Raw genomic sequence first — 25,060 nt, forward strand, 5'->3', positions numbered from 1 at the left:
CATCGGCAAACCCGAAGCCGCCCAAGCGAAGTCAACCTCCGGCGATGTGCCGCTTACTGTTTCACCTTCGCGGCGGCGGGGTACCGGCCACCGGCTGCCCGCCGGTCTCGGCGTTCCACCACACCGTCGGCTGTTTGGTCGACCACCCGCACACGGCCTCCAGCTCGGCGGCCAGCGAGATCAGCATGCCCTCGCTGTTGGCTGGGCCCATCAGTTGCACCCCGATCGGCAACCCCTCGGAAGTGAACCCGGCCGGCACGTTGATCGACGGCCAGCCGAGCACGTTCCACGGAAAGGTCAACGGGCACGCCGCGATCATCGCGCGGTCGGTGCCGAAGCTGCTCAACCGGTCGAAGGCACGGGCCAGCGGTGGAGGTTGGGCGGTCGTCGGAGCCAGCACGACGTCGACGATGTCGAAGATCGAACCCACCCGACGCTGGGCGGCGGCCTCGTGCCGCCGCGCGGTGCGCAGGATCGCCTGACCCAGCACGTGGCCCATGCGCAGGTTGGCCACCGTGCGGGGGTCGAGGACCACCCCGTCGCCCAGCCGCTCCTCCCAGTCCCGCAGGCCGGCGGTGGACCGGGCGAGGAAGTCCCACGACAGCCGCAGGCCGTAGTCGGGATTGCCGGGGACGACGGTGTGGCCGAGCAACTCGAGTTGCTTGGCGACGGCCCGCGTCGCCGCCAGGATTTCCGGGTGCAGCTTGGGTCGGAACCCGGTGTAGGGGAAGCGGGTCGACAGCGCGATGTTGAGCGGGCCGGGTGCGATACCGACATAGTCGGACGCGGTGATCGGGGGCGGCTTGTGCCGGTCACCCTCCACGTTGCCCGACGCCGCGTCGAGCACCAGCGCCGCATCGGCCACCGTGCGGGCCAGCACGCCATTGACGGTGATGCCGTTGAACGCATCGGGCAGCGGCCAGGTGGAGATGCGGCCGCGTTGCGGCTTGATGCCGACCAGGTGCGTCCAGGCGGCGGGGATGCGGATGCTGCCGGCACCGTCGGAGCCGAGCGCCGCGGTGACCAGCCCGGCGGCCACCGCGGCCGCGCTGCCCCCGGACGAGCCGCCCGGAGTGTGCCGGCGCGACCAGGGGTTGCGGGTGTGACCGAAGCCGGGGCCGCTGGTGAATGGCCACTGGCCGAGCTCGCAGGTGTTGGTCTTGCCGACGATCACCGCGCCGGCGGCCTTGAGGCGGCGAACCACCTCGGCGTCGTGGCTGGCGGGCGGGACGTAGCCCTCGGTGCCGTAGGCGGTCGGCACTCCAGCAACGTCGACGTCGTCTTTGACCGCGATCGGGATGCCGAGCAACGGCGCCGTGTCCCCGGCCGCCCGCCGCCGGTCGGCCGCCGCCGCGGCGGCCAGCGCCGACTCGGTGAGCACCACGCGGAAGGCGTTCAACGTCGGCTGACTCGCGTGGATGGCGTGCAGGGACCGGCGCACCAGTGTGACCGATGTCACCGACCGGTTGGCCAGCTGATAGAGCAGGTCAGTCAGTGTGGGCAGGCGCTGGCCGCCGGATCCGAAAACGGACCCAGGACTTGACTCGGAAGCGCCAATCACGGGGTACGAGACTAACCGGCGCGGATACCAGCATTGTCGCGGCGGGGTGCAAAACTATGGTGATGCGGCTGTATCGAGACCGGGCTGTGGTTTTGCGCCAGCACAAGCTCGGCGAAGCCGACCGGATCGTCACCTTGCTCACCCGCGATCACGGCTTGGTCCGCGCGGTGGCGAAGGGTGTTCGCCGCACCCGCAGCAAATTCGGCGCACGGCTGGAGCCGTTCGCGCACATCGACGCGCAACTGCATCCCGGCCGCAATCTCGACATTGTCACCCAGGTGGTCTCGATCGACGCGTTCGCCACCGACATCGTCAGCGACTACGGCCGCTACACCTGTGGGTGCGCGATGCTGGAAACCGCCGAGCGCCTCGCCGGTGAGGAGCGGGCCCCCGCCCCGGCCCTGCACCGGCTCACGGTGAGCGCGCTGCGGGCGGTGGCCGACGGCCGCCGGTCCCGGGACCTGCTGTTGGACGCCTACCTGCTGCGCGCCATGGGCATCGCCGGGTGGGCTCCGGCGCTCACCGAGTGCGCGCGGTGCGCCGCACCGGGGCCACACCGGGCGTTTCATGTCGGCGCCGGGGGCAGCGTCTGCCCGCACTGCCGTCCGGCCGGTTCGACGACGCCGCCGCCGGGCGTGCTGGACCTGATGTCCGCGCTGCACGACGGTGATTGGGAGTTCGCCGAAAACGCCACGCAATCGCACCGCAGTTACGTCAGCGGGCTGGTGGCCGCGCACCTGCAATGGCACCTGGAGCGGCAGCTCAAAACGTTGCCATTGGTGGAACGCACGTATCACGTCGACCGCACCATCGCCGAACGACGCGCGGCAGCGCTGATCGAGCAGGATCGCGACTGTGGCTAGCAAGGCCCAGCGCAAGCCGGCGTCCGCCGTCTTCCCGCAGCTGCCGCCCGCACCCGACGACTATCCGGTCTTTCCCGAAAGGTCGACTTGGCCGGTGGTGTTTCCCGAGCTGCCGCCGGCTCCAGGCGGCGGCCCGAGCCGGCCGCCACAGCACATCTCGAAGGCGGCGGCGCCCCCGATCCCGGCCGATCGATTGCCCAATCATGTGGCGATCGTGATGGACGGCAACGGCCGCTGGGCCACCCAACGCGGATTGACTCGCACCGACGGCCACAAGGCGGGTGAAGCGGTCGTCATTGACATCGTCTGTGGCGCCATCGAAATCGGGATCAAGTGGCTCAGCCTTTACGCCTTCTCCACCGAAAACTGGAAGCGTTCGCCCGAGGAGGTCCGCTTCCTCATGGGCTTCAACCGCGACGTGGTGCGCATGCGCCGCGTGAACCTCAAGACCATCGGGGTCAAGATCCGCTGGGTCGGCTCGCGTCCACGGCTGTGGCGCAGCGTGATCAACGAATTGGCGATCGCGGAAGAGATGACGAAGGACAACGACGTCATCACGGTCAACTACTGCGTCAACTACGGAGGGCGCGCCGAGATCGCGGAGGCCACCAAAGAAATCGCGCGCTTGGCGGCGGCCGGCCGGCTGAACCCGGAGCGCATCACCGAGGCGACGGTGGCCCAGCACCTCCAGCGACCCGACATCCCCGACGTCGACCTCTTCCTGCGGAGCTCGGGGGAGCAGCGGTCCAGCAATTTCATGTTGTGGCAGGCCGCCTATGCGGAGTACATCTTCCAGGACAAACTGTGGCCGGACTACGACCGCCGCGACCTGTGGGCCGCCTGCGAGGAATACGCTTCTCGCAATAGAAGATTCGGGAGCGCATAGTGGGGACCGGAAGCCCGGCCGAGCCGGGCGCAGCGGGTCCTCACGGGGAGGATCCCGTGGGGACCGGAAGCCCGGCCGAGCCGGGCGCAGCGGGTCCTCACGGGGAGGATCCGATGCCGTCACTGCAGGAACGTCTGGCATCGGTGCTCGGCGAGGTCCTTCCGGTCGAGGAGGAAACCGACGGGGCGCTGACCGTGCGTCATGGGGGGACCATCGCCTCACTACGGGTGGTGAACATTGCCGACGACCTCGACTTGGTGTCGCTGACCCAGGTCGTGGCGTGGGATGTGCCGCTCACCAAGAAGGTCAGCGATCAGGTCGCCAAGCAGGCCCGAGAGAGCAACTTCGGCAGTGTCACGCTGGTCGAGAAGATCAACGAGAAAGCCGTGCAGCGCAATTCGGGCAAGAGCACGGCCAAAAGCGCCGACGTGATGCTGCGCTATAACTTTCCCGGCGGCGGCCTGACGGACGACGCCCTGCGCACTCTGGTTCTGCTGGTGCTGGATTCGGGCGCCGGGATACGTCGCACGTTGACGGGTTAGCGCTTTAGGACACCGCCGATTCGGCCAGTGCGACGGCTACCGATGCCCGGGCGTTTTCCCCGACCCGAGTCCGCAGCAACGAGCGGAGGAGGTCTTGGTCGTGCTGAGCCGGTCGCGTCGAGTCGACGAACCGCTCGACGACCTCGACAAAGCGATCCGGGTCGTCCTTGAACGGCATATGCCCGGAGTTTTCGAAGATCTCCAAGCGTGACCCCGGCACCGCCTCGTGGGCTATCCGGGCATGTTCCACCGGGATCACGAGGTCGTCCTCGCCCCAGATCACTTGCACCGGAATGGGTTGCGCGAGATAGCTTCGGTCCAGCATCGTGACGAATTGGCCGCGCCCGTCCACCACCGAACGCAAGGTCCGCGCGAACGCCGACAAGGCGCGCGGGTCTTGGAAGCCCTCCAGCAGGCTCACCACGTCGGCGACGTCGCGTCCGAGGTCGGTGGAGCCCAGCACGGTCGACATGGCACGCCCAAACAGTCGGACCGCGGGCATCACGCCCGGCACGCGCAGCATGGCCAGGGCCTCGCTGCCCAACGGCATCGCCGCCAACCGCAGAGCCACGCTTACCTCCTGGGCGACGCCACCGCTGCTGACCAGCACGATGCGCTCGACGAGCTGCGGGTACTGATAGGCGAATTGCATTGCGACACCGCCACCGAACGAATGCCCGACCACGGTGACACGGTCGATGTCGAGCGCGGCGAGCAGATCGCGCATGCCGTTCGCGAAGGCCGCCAACGAGTAGTCGGCGCGTGGTTTGTCCGACTCCCCGTGGCCCAGCAGATCCGGCGCGATGACCGTGAACCGTTGCGCGAGTTTGGCGTGTACCGGCTCCCATGACGTGGACTTGTCGCCGACGCCGTGAATCAGGAGCAGAGCCGGCCCCGACCCGGCGATCCGGAAGGCACGTCGGTAGCCGTGGATGGTGCGAAATTGCAGCGACGGAACTTCGGGGTCGCGCACGGGCCGCAGGTGGGGTGACGGGTGGTTCCGCATGGTGGTCTCACTTCCCTAGAGTTCTTGCTTGTCTCGGCCCGTGGGCCACTCATGGGTAGGAGCACGCTGCGAGCGCGGGTAGGACACTTTTTTCGGCACTTTTTCGCCGCGCCGCGCCGCGTTCGGCCGGCTCGGGTCAGCCTAGGACCCGCACTGCGAGCACGTGCCGAAGATCTCGATGGTGTGGCTGACGTCGGAGTAGCCGTGCTTGGCCGCGATTTGCGCCGCCCACTCCTCGACCTCGTGGTCACCGACTTCGATGGTGGAACCACAGCTACGACAAACGAGATGGTGATGGTGGTGCTCGGAACACCTCCGGTAGACCGACTCACCGGTGTCGGTCCGCAGCGTGTCGACCATCCCCGCCGCCGCCATGGATTGCAGTGTCCGGTAGACGGTGGTCAGTCCGATGTTCTCACCACGGCGGCGCAGCTCGTCGTGCAATTCCTGCGCGGAGCGGAAGTCGTCGAGCGTCTCCATCAGCGTCGAAATCGCCGCGCGCTGCCGGGTCGACCGGACGCTCGCGCCGGTCAAAGCGTGTCCTCGCTCGCGTGCGCGACCGCGTCCACCACGATGTGCGCCAAGTGGTGGTCGGCAAGCCGGTACAGCACCTCGCGGCCGGAGCGTTCGCCCGCGACCACGCCGGCGGCCTTGAGAATCTTCAGGTGCTGGCTCACCAGTGGCTGCGGCACGCCGAGCGCGTCGACCAGCTCGTGCACGCAGCGGTGCGACTCGCGCAGCTGCAGCACGATGGCGATCCGCACGGGCGCGGCCAGCGCGCGCAGCAGCTCGCCGGCGGCATCGAGGATCTCGCGGGGCGGCGGCACGGGGTAATCGGTCGGCGCGCCGGACCTGGTTCCGCCGTGCTCGTGGGCTACCACGCTCATGTCACCAGCGGTGGTCGGCATCGGCGAAGGCGGGGAGGGGGACATCGCCATGGGAGAGAGTCATCACCTCGGAAAGTGCCAGGTTGTGGGGAGATCCGCCGGGAGGCCTCGCGGGCGGCCGACCTCCACTGTCACATGCGTGATGACGCATGTCAAAGACCGCGGCACCGATCGTTACCATGACTAATGCTCTGCGTGCGGTGGTCGATCGCCGCGCGTGCCCGATCAAACCCGGAAAGGGAGTGCACCACGCCGTGGCGTCCGTCATCGACACCGTAGTCAACCTGGCCAAACGGCGCGGCTTCGTCTTTCCCTCGGGTGAGATCTACGGCGGCACCCGCTCGGCGTGGGACTACGGCCCGCTGGGAGTGGAATTCAAGGAGAACATCAAACGGCAGTGGTGGCGGTCGGTGGTCACCGGCCGCGATGACGTCGTGGGAATCGATTCGTCGATCATCCTGCCGCGGCAGGTGTGGGTGGCGTCCGGCCACGTCGAGGTCTTCCACGACCCGCTGGTCGAGTGCCTGAACTGCCACCACCGGCATCGTCAGGACCATTTGCAGGAGGCGTACGCGGCCAAGAAGGGGATCGATGACCCCGCCACGGTCCCGATGACGGAGATCGTTTGTCCGGATTGCGGCACCAAGGGGCAGTGGACGGAGCCGCGCGAGTTCAACATGATGCTGAAAACCCACCTCGGGCCGATCGAGACCGAGGAGGGGCTGCACTATCTGCGTCCGGAGACCGCGCAGGGCATCTTCGTCAACTTCGCCAACGTCGTCACCACGGCCCGTAAGAAGCCACCCTTCGGTATCGGCCAGATCGGCAAGAGCTTTCGCAACGAGATCACCCCGGGCAACTTCATATTCCGAACTCGTGAATTCGAGCAAATGGAAATGGAGTTCTTTGTGGAGCCTTCTACCGCGAAGGAATGGCACCAGTATTGGATCGACACCCGACTGCAATGGTATGTCGATCTGGGTATCGATCCGGAGAACCTTCGGCTGTTCGAGCACCCCGCCGAGAAGCTTTCGCATTACTCCGATCGCACCGTCGACATCGAGTACAAGTTCGGTTTCGCCGGTAACCCCTGGGGCGAGCTCGAAGGTGTCGCCAACCGCACCGATTTCGACTTGTCAACGCACGCAAAACATTCCGGTGCCGACCTGTCCTACTACGATCAGGTCACCGAGACGCGCTACACCCCGTACGTCATCGAACCGGCCGCCGGCCTGACGCGGTCTTTTATGGCGTTCTTGATCGATGCCTACACCGAGGACCAGGCCCCGAACGCCAAGGGCGTCATGGAGAAGCGCACGCTGCTCCGGCTGGACCCGCGGCTGGCCCCGGTCAAAGCCGCGGTGCTGCCGCTGTCCCGGCACGCCGACTTGAGCCCCAAGGCTCGTGATCTGGCCGCCGAATTGCGGACCTCCTGGAACATCGATTTCGACGACGCGGGCGCGATCGGTCGCCGCTACCGGCGCCAGGACGAGGTGGGGACGCCGTTCTGCGTGACTGTGGATTTCGATTCCCTCGAAGACAACGCCGTCACGGTGCGGCAGCGTGACGACATGAGTCAGGAGCGCGTCCCGATGAACGCCGTGGCCGACTACCTGGCCGCGCGACTCAAGGGCTGCTAACCGGCGCCGGCGCCATACTTGTTCGCTTTCTTAGGACACCTGTCCGGTTAGTCGGCGCGGTCGCCACGCCGAGGTATTAAACGTTTGATAAAAAGCTGCTTCTGGGTAGCCGATTGCCTTAGGCTCGTAAAGCGAATGTTGCTCACGTGTCTAGTCGGCGTAGGTGGGGTGTCGGCGTCGTGCGTGTAGTTAGGTGCCGTTGACTCGGTCGGTGGGTTGGGGATGTCGTGATTCCAGCTTTTCTTTTCTTCCCCCCCGAGATCAACTCTGCGCTGATGTATGGCGGCGCTGGCCCCGGCCCATTGTTGACGGCGGCGGCGGCCTGGGAGGCACTGGCGGCGGACTTGGCCGCGGCGGCGGCGTCGTTCGAGTCGGTCGTGACGGGGGTGGCCTCCGGTCCCTGGACCGGCCCATCTGCGGCGGCGATGCTGGCGGCGTCGACGCCGTATCTGCAGTGGCTGATCTCGGCGGCGGGGCAAGCCGAGATGGCGGCCGCCCAGGCGACCGCGGCGGCGGCGGCGTACGAGGCGGCGTTCATGGCCACGGTGCCCACCCCGGAGGTCCTCGCGAACCGCATCCGGTTGCTCGCGCTGATCGCGACGAACTTCTTCGGCCAGAACACCGCGGCGATCGCGGCGACCGAAATCGAGTACATGGAGATGTGGGCCCAGGATGTGGCCGCGATGGTGGGCTATCACATCGGGGCGCAGACGGTGGCGGCGACGCTGCCGACGTTCAGCGTCCCGCCAACACTGCTGAGTGGATTAGCCAGCGTGGTGACGGCGCCGCTGAGCTTCGCCTCCCAGGCTTTCGGGGCCTTCTCGTCGTTGGGCACCGCATTCGTGTCGGAGCTGCAGTCGGTCCTTGGGGCGTTCTTCCCCGGCCTGTCGTCGGTGACGTCGTTGCTGTCCTCGATGCCGGTCACGACGATGACCGCGTTGGCGCCGATCGGGATGTACCCCGCGAGCGCGCTGATGTCCCCGATGATGGTGCTGGCCCACAGTGCGGAACCCGTCGCACCAGCGGTGGCCGGCGTCACCACGGTGGCCGCGGAAGCCCCGCAAGCCCTCGCGGGTGGCGTCCAAGGGCTGCAGTCGGCCGGCGGGCTGGGCGTTGCGACCGCCGGGCTGGGCACCGCACGCTTCGTAGGCTCGATCACCGTCCCGCCGACCTGGGAGGGGTCGATGCCGGTGCCGGCGGTCCTGACCAGTCTTGCCGTGCCGGCCCTGGGCGCCCAATTGCCGACGCCGATCGCGACCGGCCCGACGTCTTCCGGGGCTTCCGCGGCCACGGGTTCGGGTTCAACCGCGGCCATGGCGATGGCGGTGGACGATCGGGGCACCGACGACAACAAGACCGACAAGAGGGGGCGGCGCGGCGGCGAGAACCCACACGTGGTGCAGTCGCGGCCCAAGGTGGTGCCGCGCACGAAGGGCGGCTAGGGCTGTGGCCGCCCTCCGCTGCTTCGGCCCGGGACCTCGGCGTGCGCTGCGCAGACGCAAAACCACAGTTTTCCGGTATTTCCCTCACGTTTGTCTTACGATGAGGCTGCTTGGTGTTAGTAGGTTCGGCCACAGCGTTCGACTAACGGCTGTGTAAGGGGGCAACATGCTTTTGCCTCTTGGTCCGCCGCTACCAGATGACTCGGTGTCGGCGGTTCGGGGTGAGTCGGGGATGCTCGGTGGCCTGTCGGTTCCGCTCAAGTGGGGCGTGGCCGTGCCGCCGGATGACTACGACCACTGGGCGCCGAAGCCGGATGTGAGCGTCGACGCCGGCGACACGCTGGCCGACGTCCCGGCCCCGGCCGTGGTCGCGGAAGCCAACCAGTGGAACGACTGGCAGCGGTGGGAAGGCGAGACCGAACCCCACTTCGAAATCCCGCGCACCGGCGGTGTGATACCGCATTCACCGGCCGCCGGCTGACCCTCTGGCCTCACGCGAGCGGCTCAGAATCGGCCGCCGCCACCCATGAAGCCGCCCCCGAACGATCCGCGCGACGAGCCGCCGAATGACGTCGGACTCCAGCCGCCGAACCCTCCCCGCATGCCTCCACTGAGCACATTGCCGATGATGATTCCGCCCAGCATCGCGCCCATGTCGCTGCCACCGCCACGGGCGAAGGCGCGCTGAGCCGATTGCACGTCGGCATTGGCCAATGCCTGTGCCTGGGAAGCCAGCGTCGACGCCGCGTTGGCGTGGGAGATCGCTTCGGTCGGGTTGGTCGCCCGCTTGTCCCGCGCGGCCTGCAGGTGCCGTTGACCTTCGGCTAGCCGGGTTCGGGACTCCGCGCCAATGCTGCCGCGGCGCGTGTCGATGTAGTCGGAGACCGCCCGCACCCGGGACTCGGCGGTGAACAACGCCTGCTCCAGGGACCGGTTGAGCTGCTCGGCCGCGGCCTGCTCTTGGGCCAGGGTGACCAGCAGACCGTTGAGGTCGGCGTCCGCCTTGGCCAACTGGGCGAACGCACCCAACGGGTCGGTGGATGCTCCGGCGCGGGCGACGTCGACCGCCCGGGCGGCCGCGTCGCGCGCCGCGCTCAGGTCCTCGGTGTGCGCGGGCGTGGCAGATGGATGCGCTTTCCGCAGTAGCTCGTCGGCGCGCTTGATGTCCGCCTGAATGTCGGTCATGGTCGACGGCAGCCGATCGATGGCGTGTTGGATGTCGGTGGCCGCGTTGTCGACCGAGTCGAGCAGGGCCCGGGCCTGGCCGAGCGCGGACTCGGCGGCACGGACGGCATCCACCAAACCGGCCTGCCGGCCGCTGACCGCTTCGGCGGCCAGGTCCCGGGCGGTGCTGATGTTGCGGTCGGCGAACGCGAGCCTCTCCTTCGCCGCCGTGACGTTGCCGGACACCGAAGTCAGTGCGGCGGCGTCGAATTGGTCGTGCAACTCGGCGAGCCGCTGTTCTGACGGGTCGATGCGGGTGGTGAGCTCAACGTATTGCTGGGTGAGTCCGTCGAGCCGCGACGATGCGTTGATCACCAGATCGCGCAGGTTTTCGAACGCCTCGGCCTGGGACTCCAACTCGCGGTCGGCACGCGCCGCCGACACGACTACCCGGGTGAGCAATTCCCGGCGCTGCGCGGGCGTCTCGGGCGTGCTGTCGTCGAGCTGCTGGCGGACCGTGAACGCTTGGACCAGAGCGGCTTTGGCGTTGTCCAATGCTTCGGTGAACGGCTGGGTCCGGTCCGCACCGAACTCGGCGATCGCCAGGTCGAGTTCGTTGGAGCTGGTTCGAACGGCGTTGTCGACTTCCACCACCAGCTGGCGGGACAAGTCGTCGAGGGCTTGCAGCGGCACGGCGGCCAGGGCTAGGGGGTCGGTGGGGTCGACCCGACGGGCCGCGGCAAATTCGGCCGCGCGCCGTCGACGCCGGCGGTATCGCATGACCAACAGCAGGGCCGCCAAGGCGGCGAGAATGGCGGCCAGTGTGATCAGCAGGACCACCCGGCCCGACGAACCCGGCGCCACGTTGAGCCCGTTCGCCGCCGCGACCGCCGCGCCGCTCCAGTCGCCGTTGTGGAGCGCGGGTTCGATTTTGTTGTGCCGCAAGTCATCGACCTGGCGTGCGTTGACGTTCTTGACGGTCGACGGCACCAGGAACGCGTATGCCCGGCCGGTGGTCGCGACGGCCAGCAGGGCGTCGTAGTTGCCCAGATCGCTGGAGCGCATCGTGTCCTGCGCCCAGTTCATCGCGCTCCGGCCGGAGAAGTCGTCGACGTAGACCACCCACAGCCGGATGTGTTGATCCGTATAGAGCCTGTCCACCGCCGACGTCACCGCGGCGCGCCCGGAGTCAGACAGGACGCCCGCATTGTCGGTGACGTAACCCGCCAACCGGAAGGGCGGTTGCGCGCCGGCCGCGGGAGCGACAAACAGCCCGCCGCTCAGACCAATCGCCAGGATCGTCGCGATCACGCCGAGCAGGCGAGCAGTGCGCATGACGCCAATTTAGCCCCGCGACAACGCGGGCAAACAGCGGTGCACGGCGGCGGTCCTTTGCCCGGCATTCCCTGGCAGACTGTGCGTCGGTGACCAGGAATCGGCAAGACCCATACGACGACTTCGACCGTCAACGGCGGGTACGCGAAGCGCCGAAGACTGCGGGTTTGCCGGGAACGGAAGGCCAGCACCGCACCGATTTCGCCCGGGACCGTGCCCGGGTGCTGCATAGCGCCGCGCTGCGGCGGTTGGCCGACAAGACCCAGGTGGTCGGGCCCCGCGAAGGCGACACGCCGCGGACCCGGTTGACGCACTCGCTGGAGGTCGCCCAGATCGGTCGGGGGATGGCGGTCGGCCTGGGTTGCGACCTCGACCTGGTCGAGTTGGCCGGCCTCGCCCACGACATCGGCCATCCGCCCTACGGGCACAACGGCGAGCGCGCCCTGGACGAGGTCGCCGCCGACTACGGCGGGTTCGAGGGGAACGCGCAGAACTTTCGCATCCTGACCAGCCTCGAGCCGAAAGTGCTTGACGAGCAAGGCAATAGCGCGGGGCTGAACCTGACCCGCGCATCCCTGGACGCGGTCACCAAGTATCCGTGGTTCCGTCGCGGGCAAAGGCGCAAGTTCGGGTTCTACGACGAGGATCGCGAGCCGGCGGGCTGGGTGCGCGCCCGCGCGCCGGAGGGCCGAATGTGCCTGGAGGCGCAGGTGATGGACTGGGCCGACGACATCGCGTATTCGGTCCACGACGTGGAGGACGGCGTCGTCTCCCAGCGCATCGACCTGCGCGTGCTGGCCGACGACGACGAGGCGGCCGCGCTGGCCAAACTGGGCGAGAGCGAATTCTCGCGGGTCAGCGCCGACGACTTCATGGCCGCCGCGGGGCGGCTCGCGGGACTGCCGGTGGTCGCCGCGGTCGGCAAGTATGACGCCACGCTGGCGGCGTCGGTCGCGCTCAAGCGGCTCACCAGTGAATTGGTCGGCCGATTCGCCTCGGCCGCCATCGCCACCACCCGCGCCGCGGCGGGTCCCGGGCCGCTGGTGCGCTACCGGGCCGACTTGCTGGTGCCCGACCTGGTGCGCGCCGAGGTCGCCCTGCTGAAAATCCTGGCCCTGCAGTTCATCATGTCCGATCCGCGGCATCTGAACACCCAGGCCCTGCAGCGCGAACGGATCCACCGCGTCGCGCAGTGGCTGTATTCGGGGGCGCCCCAGACGCTCGACCCGGTCTTCGCCGCGGCGTTCATCACCGCTGCCGACGACCGTGCCCGGCTCCGGGTCATCGTCGACCAGATCGCCTCGTACACCGAGGGTCGGCTGGAGCGCATCGACGCACGCCAGGCCACCCGTTAGCGGCGTGTCATCCCTCGGCAGCGGCGTCGCCGCCGCGGACTAGGCTGCCGGGCATGACCAAATTCAGCGGTATCGCCACCCTCGCGGTGGGGCTTCCCGTCGTCGCCATGACCGCCTGCAGCTCACCCCAACATGCGAGCACCCAGCCCGGTACCACCCCTCCGGTGAAGAGCGCCCCGCCGGCATCTTCGGGCGAGACGACGACGCCGGCGCCCAGCGGCGAATCGCTCAGCGCGCAACTGAAGACGCCGGACGGGCGGTCGGTCGCCACGGCGACGTTCGACTTCACCGGCGGATACGTCACCGTCACGGTCAAGACGGTGGCCGGCGGCATCCTGTCGCCGGGCTTCCACGGCCTGCACATCCACGAAATCGGCAAGTGCGAGCCCAACTCCGTCGCCCCGACCGGCGGCCCGCCCGGGAACTTCCTGTCCGCCGGCGGCCACTACAACGCGCCCGGGCATACCGGCAAGCCCGAAAGCGGCGACCTGACCTCGCTCGAGGTGCGGTCGGACGGCTCGGCCTACCTGGTCACCACCACCGACGCGTTCACCCGGGACGTCCTGGTGGGCGGCCAGGGCAAAGCCTTGATGCTGCACGGCGCGGAAAACACCGACAGCGCGATGGAACGGGTGGCATGCGGAGTCGTCGGAACCGGATAGCCGGCCGGTTCGGCGCTCTAGACTGAGCCGATGTCCAGCCCGGCAGGTTCGTGGGGTCACCACCCGCGCGCGGGGGACGACGATGCCCGGCCCAAGGGCCGGGGCCGGATTCCCGATCGCGACATCGCCGCCATCCGTGAGCGGGTCCGCATCGAGGAAGTGGTCGGCGACTACGTCCAATTGCGGCGCGCGGGTGCCGATTCCCTCAAGGGGCTGTGCCCGTTTCACGACGAGAAGTCGCCGTCGTTCCACGTTCGACCCAACCACGGACACTTCCATTGCTTCGGCTGCGGCGAAGGCGGCGACGTCTACGCGTTCATCCAGAAGATCGAACACGTCACCTTCGTCGAGGCCGTCGAGCTGCTCGCCGACCGGATCGGCCACACCATCAGCTACACCGGCCCGGCCACCAGTGTGCAGCGCGATCGCGGGAGCCGCAGCCGGCTCGTCGCGGCCAACGCGGCCGCGGCCGAGTTCTACGCAGCCGCGCTGGAATCCGAGGAGGCCGCCCCGGCCCGCCAGTACCTGACGGAGCGGAACTTCGACGCCGACGCCGCCCACCGCTTCGGCTGCGGATTCGCGCCGTCGGGATGGGACTCACTGACAAAACATTTGGTGCGCAAGGGTTTCGAGTTCAAGGAGCTGGAGGCGGCCGGCCTGTCGCGGCAGGGCCGTCGCGGTCCGATCGACCGTTTTCACCGGCGGTTGCTGTGGCCGATTCGCAGCGCGGCCGGCGAGGTGATCGGGTTCGGCGCCCGGCGGCTCTTCGACGACGATCCGATGGAAGCCAAGTACATCAACACGCCCGAGACGCTGCTGTACAAGAAGTCGTCGGTGATGTTCGGCATCGATCTGGCCAAACGCGACATCGCCAAGGGGCATCAGGCGGTGGTCGTCGAGGGCTACACCGACGTGATGGCCATGCATCTGGCCGGGGTCACCACCGCGGTGGCGTCGTGTGGCACCGCGTTCGGCGACGAGCACCTGGCCATGCTGCGCCGGCTGATGATGGACGACAGTTTCTTCCGCGGCGAGCTGATCTACGTTTTCGACGGCGATGCGGCCGGGCGCGCGGCCGCGCTCAAGGCCTTCGGCGGCGAGCAGAACCTGGCCGGACAGTCCTTCGTCGCGGTCGCCCCGGACGGCATGGACCCGTGCGACCTGCGATTGAAATCCGGTGACGGCGCGCTGCGCGACCTGGTGGCGCGGCGCACGCCGTTGTTCGAGTTCGCGATCCGCACCGCGATCGCCGAGATGGACCTGGACAGCGCCGAGGGCAGGGTCGCGGCGCTGCGCCGCTGCGTACCGATGGTGAGCCAGATCAAGGACCCCACGCTGCGCGACGAGTACGCCCGCCAGCTCGCCGGTTGGGTCGGCTGGGACGACGTGGCGCAGGTCATCGACCGGGTGCGCAGCCAGGCCAAGAAGGCGCCGGCCCCGGCCCGGGGCGGTTCCGGGCCGAACGCCGCCCGGAACGCCGCTCAGCAGCCTCGTGCCGCGGCCTCGGGCCGACCCACCGCCACACTCCCGGACCCTCGTGATCCGACGCTCAGGCCGCAGCGTGCGGCGCTCAAGTCGGCGCTGCAGTACCCGGCGCTGGCCGGGCCGGTCTTCGATACCCTGCCGGTCGAAAGCTTCACCCATCCCGGTTACGCCGCGGTTCGTGCGGCCATCGAGGCCGCGGGCGGCACGTCGAGCGGCATGACGGGGGCGCAGTGGATCGACGCGGTGCGCCAGCGGGCCGGCTCGGACCTCACCGCGGGCCTGGTCAGCGAGCTCGGTGTGGAGGCAATCCAGGTCGACGACGACGAGAAGCTGGTGCGTTACATCGCCGGCGTGCTGGCGCGCTTGCAGGAGGTGTGGATGGGCCGGCAGATCGCCGAGGTCAAGTCCAAGCTGCAGCGCATGTCGCCGATCGAGCAGGGCGACGAGTACCACGCGCTATTCGGCGACCTGGTCGCGATGGAGGCCTACCGCCGCAGCCTGCTGGAGCAGGCTAACGGCGACGATCTGACGATGTGAGGGCCTCGTCGGCCGCCAGCTCATCGCCGCGCTCCATGATGGCCGTTTGGTCGTCGATCTCGGCGACGGTCACGAAGCCGGTGTCCGGGGAGATGCGATTCGCGACCTTGCGGCGCCCCCCTTCGATCATCGACTTGGCCACGGGGCTGCTGGTCAGCGCGCGGTAGGTGCCGACGATCTGCTCGTAGCGGCGGCGCCCGGCCTTCGAGCCCAGCACGTAACCCAGTCCCAGCACCACGACATACCGGATCAAAAGCGTTCCTCCCGACTATCGACCATTCCATCCTGCCTCACCCGGCCCGGTGCGTGCGCGTCCGATCCGTCCCTGTCCAGTTGGGTGCGGTTATGCCAGTACGCTAGAGTCGTCCCGCGATCGTGTTGATCCCCTGTAGCTCAATTGGCAGAGCGTTCGGCTGTTAACCGATAGGTTCCTGGTTCGAGTCCAGGCGGGGGAGCAAGGTTGAGACTGGGTCTCCGGTGCTCCGCGCGTCGAGCCTGTAAATCTGCAGACAATGTGCGAGTGCGCGCGTGCAGGATTACAGCCTCGATGAGGGGAGCGCCGAAGCCCACGCCGCTGGCGCCGCACCCGAACGACCCGGGCGCCGCCTCATCGGAAGCGCGCTAGTCGTACGCCGGGGTCCACACGGTATCGAGAACGGCCTGCCGCGGGTCGGTGTGCGTCCGCGTCGCCACCTGGTCGGCGACGGCGGCGTGATAGACGGCTTCGGCGACCGCCGTCGAGATGGCGCGCAAGTCCTTGACGTCCGGCAGCAACGAGTCCCCCGGTTTTGACGGGCTCGCTTGTTGCACAACGGCTTTCGCGGCGGCCTGCAGCATTCCCTTGGTGAGCAGCCGGGCGCCCGCCACGATGATGCCCAGCCCGATTCCGGGGAACACCAGCACGTTGTTGGCCTGCCCGATCGTGTAGGTGGTGCCGTCGTATTCGACCGGCGCGACGGGGGTGCCGGTGGTGATCAGCGCCTTGCCGTCGGACCACTGCAACACGTCGGCCGGCATGGCTTCCATCCGCGAGGTCGGGTTGGACAGCGGGAAGATCATCGGGCGCTCGCAGGACGCGGTCATGGCCTGCACGACCTTCTCGGTGAAGGCGCCGAAGACGGTCGAAGAGCCCAGCAGAATGGTGGGGGAGGCGAGCTTGATGGCGTCCACCAAGCCCACCCGGTTCCCGGGCGGCACACCGAGCTCGGCCCGGTTCTTCGCATAGGGCACTTGGAAATCCCGCAGGTCGTCCATGTCGTCGAACAGCAGGCCCTGCCTGTCGATCGGCCAGATCTGCGCCGCGGCCTGCTCGACGGAGGCGCCGTCGGACACCATGGCGTCGCGGATCTGGTCGGCCACCCCGATCCCGGCGGTTCCGGCGCCGAAGACGATCACGCGCTGGTCGCGCATCGGCACCCCGGTGAGGTGGCAGCCGCCGTACACGGCCGCCACGACCACCGCGCCGGTTCCCTGGATGTCGTCGTTGAACACGCAGTACTTCTCGCCGTAGTCGTGCAGGATCCGTCGCGCGTTCAACGGCCCGAAGTCCTCGAAATGCAGGATTGCCTTCGGGAAGAGCCGGTGCGCGGTTTCGATGTAGCGGTTGACGAACCCGTCGTACTCCTCGCCGCGGGCTCGCGCGTGCCGGTTGCCCAAGTAGAACGGATCTTGCAGCAGCTGTTCGTTGTTGGTGCCGACGTCGAGGGAGACCGCGATGCAGCGGCGCGGGTCGATGCCCCCGCCGGCGGTGTACAGCGCCAACTTGCCCACCGCGATCTGGATGCCGCCCACACCCCAGTCACCGATGCCCAGGATGGCTTCGGCGTCCGTGCATACGATCAGGTCCACGTCGTCGGGCTCCAGCCCGAAGGTTTCGAAGGCCGCCTCGATGTCGTCGCGCTCGTCGATGCTCAGGAAAAGCCCGCGCTGTCCGCGGTATTCGTCGGAAAACCGTTGAATGGCCTCGCCGACGGTGGGCGTGTACACCACCGGCATCAGCTCGGGCAGATGGTCTTCCAGCACCTTGTAGTAGAGCAGCTCGTGGCGGTAATGCAACTGCTCCAGCAACAGGTTGCGGCCCAGATCCGTTGCCAGGCTCTGCAATTGATGCCATACCCGGTCGGCTTGTTGGTCGAGCGTGAGCACCGCCGACGGCAGCCGTCCGATCAGGCCCAGCTGCCGCCGCTGCCCATGGGTGAAGCCGACTCCCCGGTTCAGGCTCGGCGAGGCCAGTGCCGGCGGGATCCGCGGCGCGTGCGCGTCGTACATCGCAATCTCACCTCCGGTGACTCAGCCCTTCAGGCCAACCGTAGCGTCGATCGCGGTGAACGCATCTTGAAAAAGCGGTCGAAGCGCGGAGTGGTCAGCCGCCGACCGCGACGCCCGGCCGACCGCTCGACCAGCCCGACACCGGCAGCAAGCCCAGGTGTTCGCGTAGCGTCGCGCCACGGTATGCGGTGCGGAAGCTGCCGCGTTCCTGCAGCAGTGGCACCACCTTGTCGACGAATTCGTCGAGGCCGCGTGGCGTCAGATGTGGCACCAGGATGAAACCGTCGCAGGCATCCAACTGCACATGGCGATCGATCTCGTCGGCGACCTGCGCCGGTGTCCCGACGAACTGCTGGCGACTCGTCACCTCGATGATCAGCTGGCGGATCGACAGGTTCTCTTCTTGCGCGCGGGCCCGCCAAGTCGCCGCGACCGTTTTCGGATCGCCATGGCGGACGCGTCCCCGGGTGATATCGGGATTTTCGACGGGATCGACGTCCGGCAGGGGCCCGTCGGGATCGTAGGCGGACAGGTCGGTTCCCCAGACTTGCTCCAAGAACGCGATCGCCGTCGGGCCGCTGACCTGTTGCTCGCGGATGTGACGCGCGTTGTCCTCCGCCTCTTCGGGGCTATCACCGAGCGCGAACGTCGCGCCGGGCAGGACCTTCAGTTGGTCCGGATCCCTCCCGTAGGCGACGGCGCGGTTCTTGACGTCGGCGTAGTAACGCTGACCCGCCTCCAGCGATCCGTGCAGCGTGAACAGGGCATCGGCGTGCCGGGCGCCGAAGTCACGGCCATCGTCGGAGTCACCGGCCTGCAGCAGCACCGGATGGCCCTGTGGGCCGGCGGGTAGCGAGGCCACGCCGCGGACGTCGAACTGGGCACCGTGGTGCTCGACGGGGTGGATCCGGGCGGGGTCGGCGTAGATTCCGGCATCGACGTCGGCGAGTACGGCATCGGGCGCCCAACCGTCCCAGAACCGCCGGGCGACGGTGATGAATTCCTCGGCCCGCTTGTAGCGGTCGGCGTGGTCGAGGAACCCGCCGCGGCGGAAGTTCTCCCCGGTGAACGCGTCGGAGGAGGTGACCATGTTCCACGCGGCGCGTCCGTCGGAGAGGTGATCCAACGTCGTGAATTGCTTTGCCACCTCGTAAGGTTCATTGAAGGTGGTGTTGATGGTCCCGGCCAGACCGAGCCGATCGGTGACGGCGGCGAGGGCGGCCAACACGGTGAACGTGTCGGGTCTGCCCACCACGTCGAGGTCGTGGATCTTGCCGCGGTGTTCGCGCAGCCGCAGGCCCTCGGCCAGGAAGAAGAAGTCGAACAGTCCGCGCTCGGCGGTTCTGGCCAGGTGCACGAACGATTCGAACGCGATCTGGCTGCCGGCGTCGGGATCGGACCACACGGTGGTGTTGTTGACCCCGGGAAAATGCGCGCCGAGGATTATCTGCTTGCGGCGCTTGACAGTTCGCGCGCTCATCCGGTCAGCCCCCAGCGCTTGGCGATCAGCTCGTGCGAGCGCAGCCGGTCGGCGTGCCGATGCGTGACCGATGTGATCACGAGTTCGTCGGCGCCGGTCGCTCGGCGCAGCAATTCCAGCCGATCGGCGACCTCGTCCGGGTTGCCGACGAATTGTGTTGCGGTGCGGTCTACCACCAGCCCGAGTTGGTCCTCCGTGAGGGGCTCGCAGAGATCCGGATCCGGATAGGGGATGGCGCCCTGCCCGCTCCGGATGGAATACACCCAGTGCCCATAGCTTGACGCAAGGTGACGTGCGGTGGCGCTGTCCTCGGCGACCACGACGTCGGCCGAGACCACCACGTAGGGCCTGGCCAGGCGCGCGGACGGCCGGAACGCTTCACGATAGGCGCCGATCGCGTCCAACGCGGTGGCCGGCGTGATGTGGTAACTGGCGACGAACGGCAGCCCGCGCGCTCCGGCGACCTCCGCGCTCTGCCCGCGGGTGCTGCCGAAGATCCACGGAGTCAGCTGGCCGTCTCCGCCCGGAACGGCATGCAGGTCTTGCCCATTGACCGTGTACGTACCGTCGAGCAGCGCTTCGATGTCAGTGAGCTGATCGGCGAAATCGGGTGGTACCGCGCATGGCTGGGTGAGTACCGACGCCTGGGCGCGGAAGCGATCGCTTTTCATCAGCGGTGTCGGGTCAAAGGGCGGGGGAATGACCAGACCGTCGACTTCACGCCACGGCCCCGGCGCGGGCGAAGGTGCCGGCGGCGGCGACGATGCGGCTTCCTTGCGCCGATGCCCCGATCGGCCCAGGCCCATGTCGATACGATTCGGGTAAAACGCATCGAGAATGCCGAAGCTCTCCACGACCGCGATCGGCGTGGTGTGGCCGATCTGCACCGCGGCCGAGCCGACGCGGATGTGGTCGGTGGCCGCCGCGATCTGGCCGATCAGCACCGCCGGCGACGAGCTGGCCACCGCGACGAAGTGATGCTCGGCGAGCCAGTAGCGCTTGTAACCCCATCGTTCGGCGTGCTGGGCCAGGTCAATCGTGTTGCGCAGCGCCGTCACGGCGTCGCACCCGGCGCTGATCGGGGACAGGTCGAGGATGGACAGCGGGGTGACGGTCACCGCGCCACCGCCGCGTAGCGGTTGGGTGCGGAGGCCAATTCGAGCCGCTCGCGCAGTGTTTCGCCGTCGCGGTAGGCGGTGCGGAACACCCCGGCGCGCTGCAGCGCCGGCACCAGCTCGTCGACGATCAGGGGCAGGTCGATCGCGTTGACCGCGGGCCGCAGCCGCACCCCGTCGACGCCGGTGTTCTGCCAACGAAGGAGCAGCTCGACCAAATGGCGTGCGCTGCCGGCGAATACGTGCGCGTCGGAGGAGATGGCGGCGGCGGGCGTCAGTGGGTCTTCGGCCAGCGAGACGACGAGGTCGGCGAACACCTTGAGCGAACGACCCGTGGCCCGCTGCGCTTGGGCGACGTCGCGCAGGATCGAGCGCAGCGAGTCGTCGTCGTGCGGGGTGATCAACACGACGTCGGCGCCGGCGGCAGCGAACTCGTAGACCCGCGACGCGTGCGCCAGCGCCAGCACCACCGGTTGGCCCTGCGGCGGCCGCGGGGTGATGGACGGGCCTTTGACCGAGAAGTACTTGCCGGCGAAGTCGATGTAATGCAGCTTGTCGCGGTCGATGTAACGCCCGGTCGCCACGTCACGGATGACGGCGTCGTCTTCCCAGCTGTCCCAGAGCCGCCGCGCCACCTCCACCGCGTCGGCGGCCTCGTCGAACAGCTCGTCTGCCTCGATGCGGCTGCCCCGCCCCACCAACGCGGCCTCGTGCGCGGTGGCGCTCACCCGAACCTGCCAGCCCGCCCGGCCGTGCGAGATATGGTCCAGCGTCGCAATCGCTTTGGACACGTGAAAGGGCTCGGTGTGGGTGACGGTCGCGACGGGCACCAAACCGATGTGTCTGGTGACGGGCGCGACGCGGGCGGCGACCAGGACGGCGTCCGCGCGGCCCGCCAGCCGCCGTGGGGATATCTCGGGCCGCCGCCCCGGCTGCGCGTCGAATGAGTCGTCGATCGTCAAGAAATCGAGCAGGCCCCGCTCCGCGACGCCGGCCAGGGCGCCCCAGTACCGGCCGCTGAGGTGTCCGCCGCCGGTGGCGTTGTGCGCGAAGGCGTATCGCCAAGCGTGTGGGTGCCAGCCGTAGCCGTCCAGCCCCACGGCCAGATGTAGCTCGGTCATGGCACGCCTTCCGTTGCAGCCGATAACCCACTGTGCAACGCCGCGGGTGACCGTGCATTCCGTAGCCGCGTTAAGTTCACCGTGAGTAATACTTCGCCGAGCTCACGCCGCGCGCGGGGGTAGAAAGGCGTTCGATGACTTGATGATTCGAGGGCTAAGCCAATAGCGGTTGCAACACCGCCCGCAGGTCGCCGACCTTCGGCACTCCGGCGCTACGGTAGCGCTGACGGCCGTCGGCGTCGAAGATCAATGTGGTCGGCAGTGACAACACCGACAGCCGCTTGGCGGCGGCGGGATTGGCGTCGATATCGATTTCCACGTGCGACACGTCGGGAAGAGCGGCGCAGACCTGGTCGACCACGCGCCGCACCGACGCACATGGACCACACCACGCCGCGCTGAAGTGCACCACGGTCGGCCCCGTCTGTGCCAAGCCAAGGTCGGACGTGTCCGGTTGGGAATCAGGGCTAGTTTCGCGCAGCACCCCGGAGCGTCGATTGACCATCGCGCCGGCCGCCGTGGCGACAGCCAGCGCCGCGAGCAGCGCCGTCCCCGCTATGACAAGAGTGCTCACGAAATCCTCAGATGGAGAAGTCTTCGCCGTGCCATACCCCGGCCTCCGGTGGGCGGATCACCAGCTCGGACTGTTGTTGTCCGTCGTTGGCCGCCTCCAGCCGGGCTACCCGGGTGAGGAGCGACTGCAGACTGACGCCGACGAGGTCGGGCATCATCGAGTCGTCCGGGCTGCTTCGCCCGTGGCGGCTGATGACCTGTCCGGGTACCCCGGTCACCACGGCGCTCGACGGAACCTCCTTGACGACGACGGCGTTGGCCCCGATCCGGCTGTCGTCGCCGATCTTGATCGCGCCGAGCACCTTGGCGCCGGCGCCGATGATCACCCGGTCGCCGATGGTCGGGTGGCGTTTGCCAGTGTCCCGTCCGCTACCGCCGAGGGTGACGCCGTGGTAGATGGTCACGTCCTCGCCCACCTCGGCAGTCTCGCCGATCACCACGCCGGTCGCATGGTCGATGAACAGCCCCGGGCCAAGGACCGCACCCGGGTGTATCTCGACTCCGGTGAGGATGCGCAAGACCTCCGCAAACGTCCGCGCGGCGAGCCTGGCGCCGCGCTTCCATAGCCAGTGGTTGATCCGGTGGCCCCAGATCGCATGCACACCCGGATAGGCGAAGATCACCTGCAGCGTGGTCGGGCGGGCCGGGTCGCGCTCCCTGGCGGCCCGGATGTCACGTCGAATGTCCGCGAGCATGGCTAATCCGCTAGGTCGGCGAAGAGCGGGGTGCTCAGATACCGCTCACCGAAGCTCGGCAGCACCACGACGACCAGCTTGCCCGCGTTCTCCGGCCGGCGGGCCACCTGCAGCGCCGCGACCACGGCCGCGCCCGAGGAGATGCCGACCAGCAGACCCTCCTCCCGGGCCAACCGACGTGCCATATCCAGCGATTCTTCGTTGCCGACCGCGATGACCTCGTCTACCAGGTCCAGCTCGAGCACCGGCGGGACGAATCCGGCACCGATGCCCTGGATCGGGTGCGGCCCCTTCTGGCCGCCGGACAGGACCGGTGACGCGGCGGGCTCCACGGCCACGAATCGCGCCGACGGCTTGCGCTCCTTGATGACCTGAGCGACGCCGGTGAGAGTTCCCCCGGTGCCCACCCCGGCAACGAAGAAGTCGATCTTGCCGTCGGTGTCTCGCCACACCTCCTCAGCGGTGGTCTTGCGGTGGATCGCGGGGTTCGCGGGGTTCTCGAACTGTTGCGGGATGAAATACCGTTGGTCGTTTTTGGCCAGCTCCTCGGCTTTTGCGATGGCCCCCGCCATCCCTTCGGCCCCAGGCGTCAGGACTATTTCTGCGCCGAACGCGCGCAACAACATTCGGCGTTCGGTACTCATCGTGTCCGGCATCGTCAGCACGCACCGGTAGCCGCGCGCCGCGCACACCATCGCGAGCGCGATGCCGGTGTTTCCGCTCGTCGGCTCCAGGATGATCGTGTCGGGTTTGATGAGCCCCGCCTGCTCGGCCGCATCCAGCATCGCGACGCCGATGCGGTCCTTCACGCTGTTGGCGGGGTTGAAGAACTCCAGCTTGGCCACGACGTCGGCGACCGCCCCCTCGGTGACCCGGTTCAGCCGGACCAGCGGCGTGTTCCCGATCAGTTGTGTGACGTTATCTGCGATGCTCATCTGTCTTCCTCAGGCGATGTCGGTACATGACTCGTCGGTCTGCCAGCTGATGTCGAATTCGATGGCCACGGCCGTCGGCACGGTCAGGGCAATGGGCGTGAATCCATGTCCTGCCCCCTCTAACGCGATTCCGGTCAGCACCCTTCCGGTGAGGATTTCCGGTGTTGTCGCGGTGACCGTCGTTGTGGACGTACCCGGTGCGGGCCGCAGGTAAAAGTCCGTGCCCGCCTGCACAGTGCCGACGACCGTCTCGCCGTCGGAGCCGACGAGTTCGTGTCCGTCACCGACGTTGAGCGTCAACGGGATTGGCACTTGAAACGGTCCTATGAGCTCCGAATTGGCGGTCGCTTCGGTATCGATTAGTTGTGGTTCCACCGTATCGCTCGAGGCTTTGCGCGCCCCAGTGATCAGATAATTGTAGAGGTGCACAATTCGATCGGCATTGCGGTAGTGGCGGGCGCCGGTCAGCCAGAAGCGAACATGGTCGATGGTCGGATTGGCGGCGTCGGTCGTCGCGATCAGTCGGTAATGGCGATAGCCACGCCCGCCGCTGCCGTGGCTGCTGGCCGACAGTGTGCTGCCCACTCCGAGCGTGCGTCGATGACGGCCCTTGCCCGCGTCCACCGTCAGCTGGGAACGCGAAATGTCTTGCCATGCAATGCCGTCGGTCGACTTTTGGAGCTTCAGGCCGACGGCGGCGTCGGAGTCGACCCACACCGAGTAACCACCGAGTTGCGGTTCGCCGTCGAATTCGAAGCTCATCACGCGTCCGGCCGCTCGGCGCACCTTGACGGGTACGTTGAGGGGCCGAGTGTCCAGGGTCAAACCGTTGGTGAAATGCCAGACCGCGGCCTGGGTGGCGGCGATCGCCTCGTGTTCGGTGATGTGGGCCCGCCCCAGGGGGGTGCCCGCGGCGCGCAGTTGTTCGCTCAGTTCGGCCGTCGTGCGCATCGGGAAGGAGTTGCGCAGGATCCAGTCGACCTCGGCCTCGTGGTTGCGGCTGCGCAGGTGGGGTAGCGCCGACCAGCTGTCCAAGCGGTATCGGGATGGCTCATGAGGCGCGATGCCGAAGAAGTCCAAGGAATACGCGTGCAGGTTGGGATTGACCCTGATCAGGTCGGTTCGGGCCGAGCTGCCGTCGGCGAACACGACCGTGTCCACGGTATGGGAGTAGGTGCCCCCGCGGTAGCGCGTCATCCGCGCGACTTCGGTTGCCGGCTTGACGAGAACCCGGTGGCGGGTCTCCACCGGCGCGGAGGCGCGGGTGGGTAGTGACATCACTGTCATGGGTGGTTGTCTTCCTGAAAGAATCTGCTGGCGAACGCGCGCCTGGCGACCGCGGGGCGGTGGTAGCCCGATCCAAGGGCAGGGCGCGGGATTTCTACTGCGTCTTAAGGGCGTCAGGAAATCAACAACAGCGACAACAACAGCAGGCGGCGATGCGCGAAGGAACGAAGCGCGGCTGAACGGCCTGTTGCATGGCCCCACTATAGGCCCAGACGAAGATC

23 protein-coding genes and 1 tRNA gene are annotated in these 25,060 nt (G+C 67.9%); 10 read left to right on the forward strand and 14 right to left on the reverse strand.

Features of this window, described 5'->3' with window-relative positions:
* Positions 1-61: 61 nt before the first annotated feature.
* The gene (locus tag BRW65_RS09405) at positions 62-1,561 is read right to left on the reverse strand and encodes an amidase (RefSeq protein ID WP_073873820.1); all 1,500 of its coding nucleotides are present in this window, start codon (positions 1,559-1,561) and stop codon (positions 62-64) included.
* A 62-nt stretch (positions 1,562-1,623) separates the two neighbouring features.
* On the opposite strand from BRW65_RS09405, the gene recO reads away from it, so the two are divergent.
* The 3 genes from recO (at position 1,624) to BRW65_RS09420 (ending at position 3,852) form a co-directional block, all read left to right on the forward strand.
* Positions 1,624-2,424 carry a DNA repair protein RecO gene (recO, locus tag BRW65_RS09410; RefSeq protein ID WP_073873925.1) on the forward strand — a complete coding sequence of 267 codons (801 nt, stop codon included), beginning with the start codon at positions 1,624-1,626 and terminating at the stop codon, positions 2,422-2,424.
* A complete protein-coding gene (locus tag BRW65_RS09415; RefSeq protein ID WP_073873822.1) occupies positions 2,417-3,310 on the forward strand; it encodes a decaprenyl diphosphate synthase in 894 nt (297 codons plus the stop codon). The genes recO and BRW65_RS09415 overlap by 8 nt, the downstream gene beginning before the upstream one ends.
* Before the next feature lie 113 nt (positions 3,311-3,423).
* Positions 3,424-3,852 carry a hypothetical protein gene (locus tag BRW65_RS09420; RefSeq protein ID WP_073873824.1) on the forward strand — a complete coding sequence of 143 codons (429 nt, stop codon included), beginning with the start codon at positions 3,424-3,426 and terminating at the stop codon, positions 3,850-3,852.
* Between the two features lie 4 nt (positions 3,853-3,856).
* Here the strand turns inward: BRW65_RS09420 and BRW65_RS09425 are convergent, their stop codons facing one another.
* From BRW65_RS09425 to BRW65_RS09435, 3 genes are all read right to left on the reverse strand, one after another.
* Positions 3,857-4,858, reverse strand: a complete 1,002-nt coding sequence (locus BRW65_RS09425; protein ID WP_073873826.1) for an alpha/beta fold hydrolase — start codon at positions 4,856-4,858, stop codon at positions 3,857-3,859.
* A gap of 141 nt (positions 4,859-4,999) precedes the next feature.
* Positions 5,000-5,392 (reverse strand): Fur family transcriptional regulator, encoded by a 393-nt coding sequence (locus tag BRW65_RS09430; protein WP_073873828.1) that lies wholly within the window; start codon positions 5,390-5,392, stop codon positions 5,000-5,002.
* On the reverse strand, positions 5,389-5,745 hold the full coding sequence (locus tag BRW65_RS09435) for an ArsR/SmtB family transcription factor (protein WP_244168046.1): 357 nt from the start codon (positions 5,743-5,745) through the stop codon (positions 5,389-5,391). Before BRW65_RS09435 ends, BRW65_RS09430 begins: the two co-directional genes overlap by 4 nt.
* 242 nt (positions 5,746-5,987) lie before the next feature.
* Between BRW65_RS09435 and BRW65_RS09440 the strand changes: the two genes are divergently transcribed.
* The 3 genes from BRW65_RS09440 (at position 5,988) to BRW65_RS09450 (ending at position 9,308) form a co-directional block, all read left to right on the forward strand.
* Complete coding sequence (locus tag BRW65_RS09440) at positions 5,988-7,385, forward strand: glycine--tRNA ligase (protein WP_073873927.1); 1,398 nt, start codon at positions 5,988-5,990, stop codon at positions 7,383-7,385.
* A gap of 227 nt (positions 7,386-7,612) precedes the next feature.
* Positions 7,613-8,827, forward strand: a complete 1,215-nt coding sequence (locus BRW65_RS09445) for a PPE family protein (protein ID WP_073873832.1) — start codon at positions 7,613-7,615, stop codon at positions 8,825-8,827.
* A gap of 166 nt (positions 8,828-8,993) precedes the next feature.
* The gene (locus BRW65_RS09450) at positions 8,994-9,308 is read left to right on the forward strand and encodes a hypothetical protein (RefSeq protein ID WP_244168047.1); all 315 of its coding nucleotides are present in this window, start codon (positions 8,994-8,996) and stop codon (positions 9,306-9,308) included.
* Positions 9,309-9,331: 23 nt separating this feature from the next.
* On the opposite strand, the gene BRW65_RS09455 is transcribed toward BRW65_RS09450, so the two are convergent.
* Positions 9,332-11,326, reverse strand: coding sequence for a TPM domain-containing protein (locus tag BRW65_RS09455; protein ID WP_073873836.1), 1,995 nt, complete (start codon positions 11,324-11,326; stop codon positions 9,332-9,334).
* Positions 11,327-11,415: 89 nt separating this feature from the next.
* Between BRW65_RS09455 and BRW65_RS09460 the strand changes: the two genes are divergently transcribed.
* From BRW65_RS09460 to dnaG, 3 genes are read left to right on the forward strand one after another with little or no spacing between them, the layout of a single operon-like run.
* Positions 11,416-12,681 (forward strand): deoxyguanosinetriphosphate triphosphohydrolase, encoded by a 1,266-nt coding sequence (locus tag BRW65_RS09460; RefSeq protein ID WP_073873838.1) that lies wholly within the window; start codon positions 11,416-11,418, stop codon positions 12,679-12,681.
* 53 nt (positions 12,682-12,734) lie between these two features.
* On the forward strand, positions 12,735-13,343 hold the full coding sequence (gene sodC, locus BRW65_RS09465; protein ID WP_073873840.1) for a superoxide dismutase[Cu-Zn]: 609 nt from the start codon (positions 12,735-12,737) through the stop codon (positions 13,341-13,343).
* A 30-nt stretch (positions 13,344-13,373) separates the two neighbouring features.
* Positions 13,374-15,365 (forward strand): DNA primase, encoded by a 1,992-nt coding sequence (dnaG, locus tag BRW65_RS09470; protein ID WP_073873842.1) that lies wholly within the window; start codon positions 13,374-13,376, stop codon positions 15,363-15,365.
* On the opposite strand, the gene BRW65_RS09475 is transcribed toward dnaG, so the two are convergent.
* The gene (locus BRW65_RS09475) at positions 15,340-15,618 is read right to left on the reverse strand and encodes a hypothetical protein (protein WP_073873844.1); all 279 of its coding nucleotides are present in this window, start codon (positions 15,616-15,618) and stop codon (positions 15,340-15,342) included. The two genes, dnaG and BRW65_RS09475, sit on opposite strands and share 26 nt — an antisense overlap.
* Before the next feature lie 129 nt (positions 15,619-15,747).
* On the opposite strand from BRW65_RS09475, the gene BRW65_RS09480 reads away from it, so the two are divergent.
* Positions 15,748-15,820, forward strand: a tRNA-Asn gene (locus BRW65_RS09480).
* A 166-nt stretch (positions 15,821-15,986) separates the two neighbouring features.
* Here BRW65_RS09480 and BRW65_RS09485 read toward each other — a convergent pair.
* The 8 genes from BRW65_RS09485 to BRW65_RS09520 all read right to left on the reverse strand — a co-directional run bounded on the left by BRW65_RS09485 (position 15,987) and on the right by BRW65_RS09520 (position 24,839).
* A complete protein-coding gene (locus BRW65_RS09485) occupies positions 15,987-17,633 on the reverse strand; it encodes an NAD-dependent malic enzyme (protein ID WP_073873846.1) in 1,647 nt (548 codons plus the stop codon).
* A gap of 94 nt (positions 17,634-17,727) precedes the next feature.
* Positions 17,728-19,113: an NtaA/DmoA family FMN-dependent monooxygenase gene (locus BRW65_RS09490; RefSeq protein WP_073873848.1), complete on the reverse strand. Its 1,386-nt coding sequence runs from the start codon at positions 19,111-19,113 to the stop codon at positions 17,728-17,730.
* A complete protein-coding gene (locus BRW65_RS09495) occupies positions 19,110-20,231 on the reverse strand; it encodes an LLM class flavin-dependent oxidoreductase (protein WP_073873850.1) in 1,122 nt (373 codons plus the stop codon). Before BRW65_RS09495 ends, BRW65_RS09490 begins: the two co-directional genes overlap by 4 nt.
* The gene (locus BRW65_RS09500; RefSeq protein ID WP_073873852.1) at positions 20,228-21,349 is read right to left on the reverse strand and encodes an LLM class flavin-dependent oxidoreductase; all 1,122 of its coding nucleotides are present in this window, start codon (positions 21,347-21,349) and stop codon (positions 20,228-20,230) included. The genes BRW65_RS09495 and BRW65_RS09500 overlap by 4 nt, the downstream gene beginning before the upstream one ends.
* 154 nt (positions 21,350-21,503) lie before the next feature.
* A complete protein-coding gene (locus BRW65_RS09505) occupies positions 21,504-21,923 on the reverse strand; it encodes a thioredoxin family protein (protein WP_073873854.1) in 420 nt (139 codons plus the stop codon).
* A gap of 7 nt (positions 21,924-21,930) precedes the next feature.
* Positions 21,931-22,617, reverse strand: coding sequence for a serine O-acetyltransferase (cysE, locus tag BRW65_RS09510; RefSeq protein WP_073873856.1), 687 nt, complete (start codon positions 22,615-22,617; stop codon positions 21,931-21,933).
* Positions 22,618-22,619: 2 nt separating this feature from the next.
* Entirely contained in the window at positions 22,620-23,552 is a 933-nt protein-coding gene (gene cysK / locus BRW65_RS09515) for a cysteine synthase A (RefSeq protein WP_073873858.1), read from the reverse strand.
* A gap of 9 nt (positions 23,553-23,561) precedes the next feature.
* Positions 23,562-24,839, reverse strand: a complete 1,278-nt coding sequence (locus BRW65_RS09520; protein ID WP_073873860.1) for a thioester domain-containing protein — start codon at positions 24,837-24,839, stop codon at positions 23,562-23,564.
* Positions 24,840-25,060: the final 221 nt, after the last annotated feature.

The organism is Mycobacterium paraffinicum (assembly GCF_001907675.1).
GTDB lineage: Bacteria > Actinomycetota > Actinomycetes > Mycobacteriales > Mycobacteriaceae > Mycobacterium > Mycobacterium paraffinicum_A.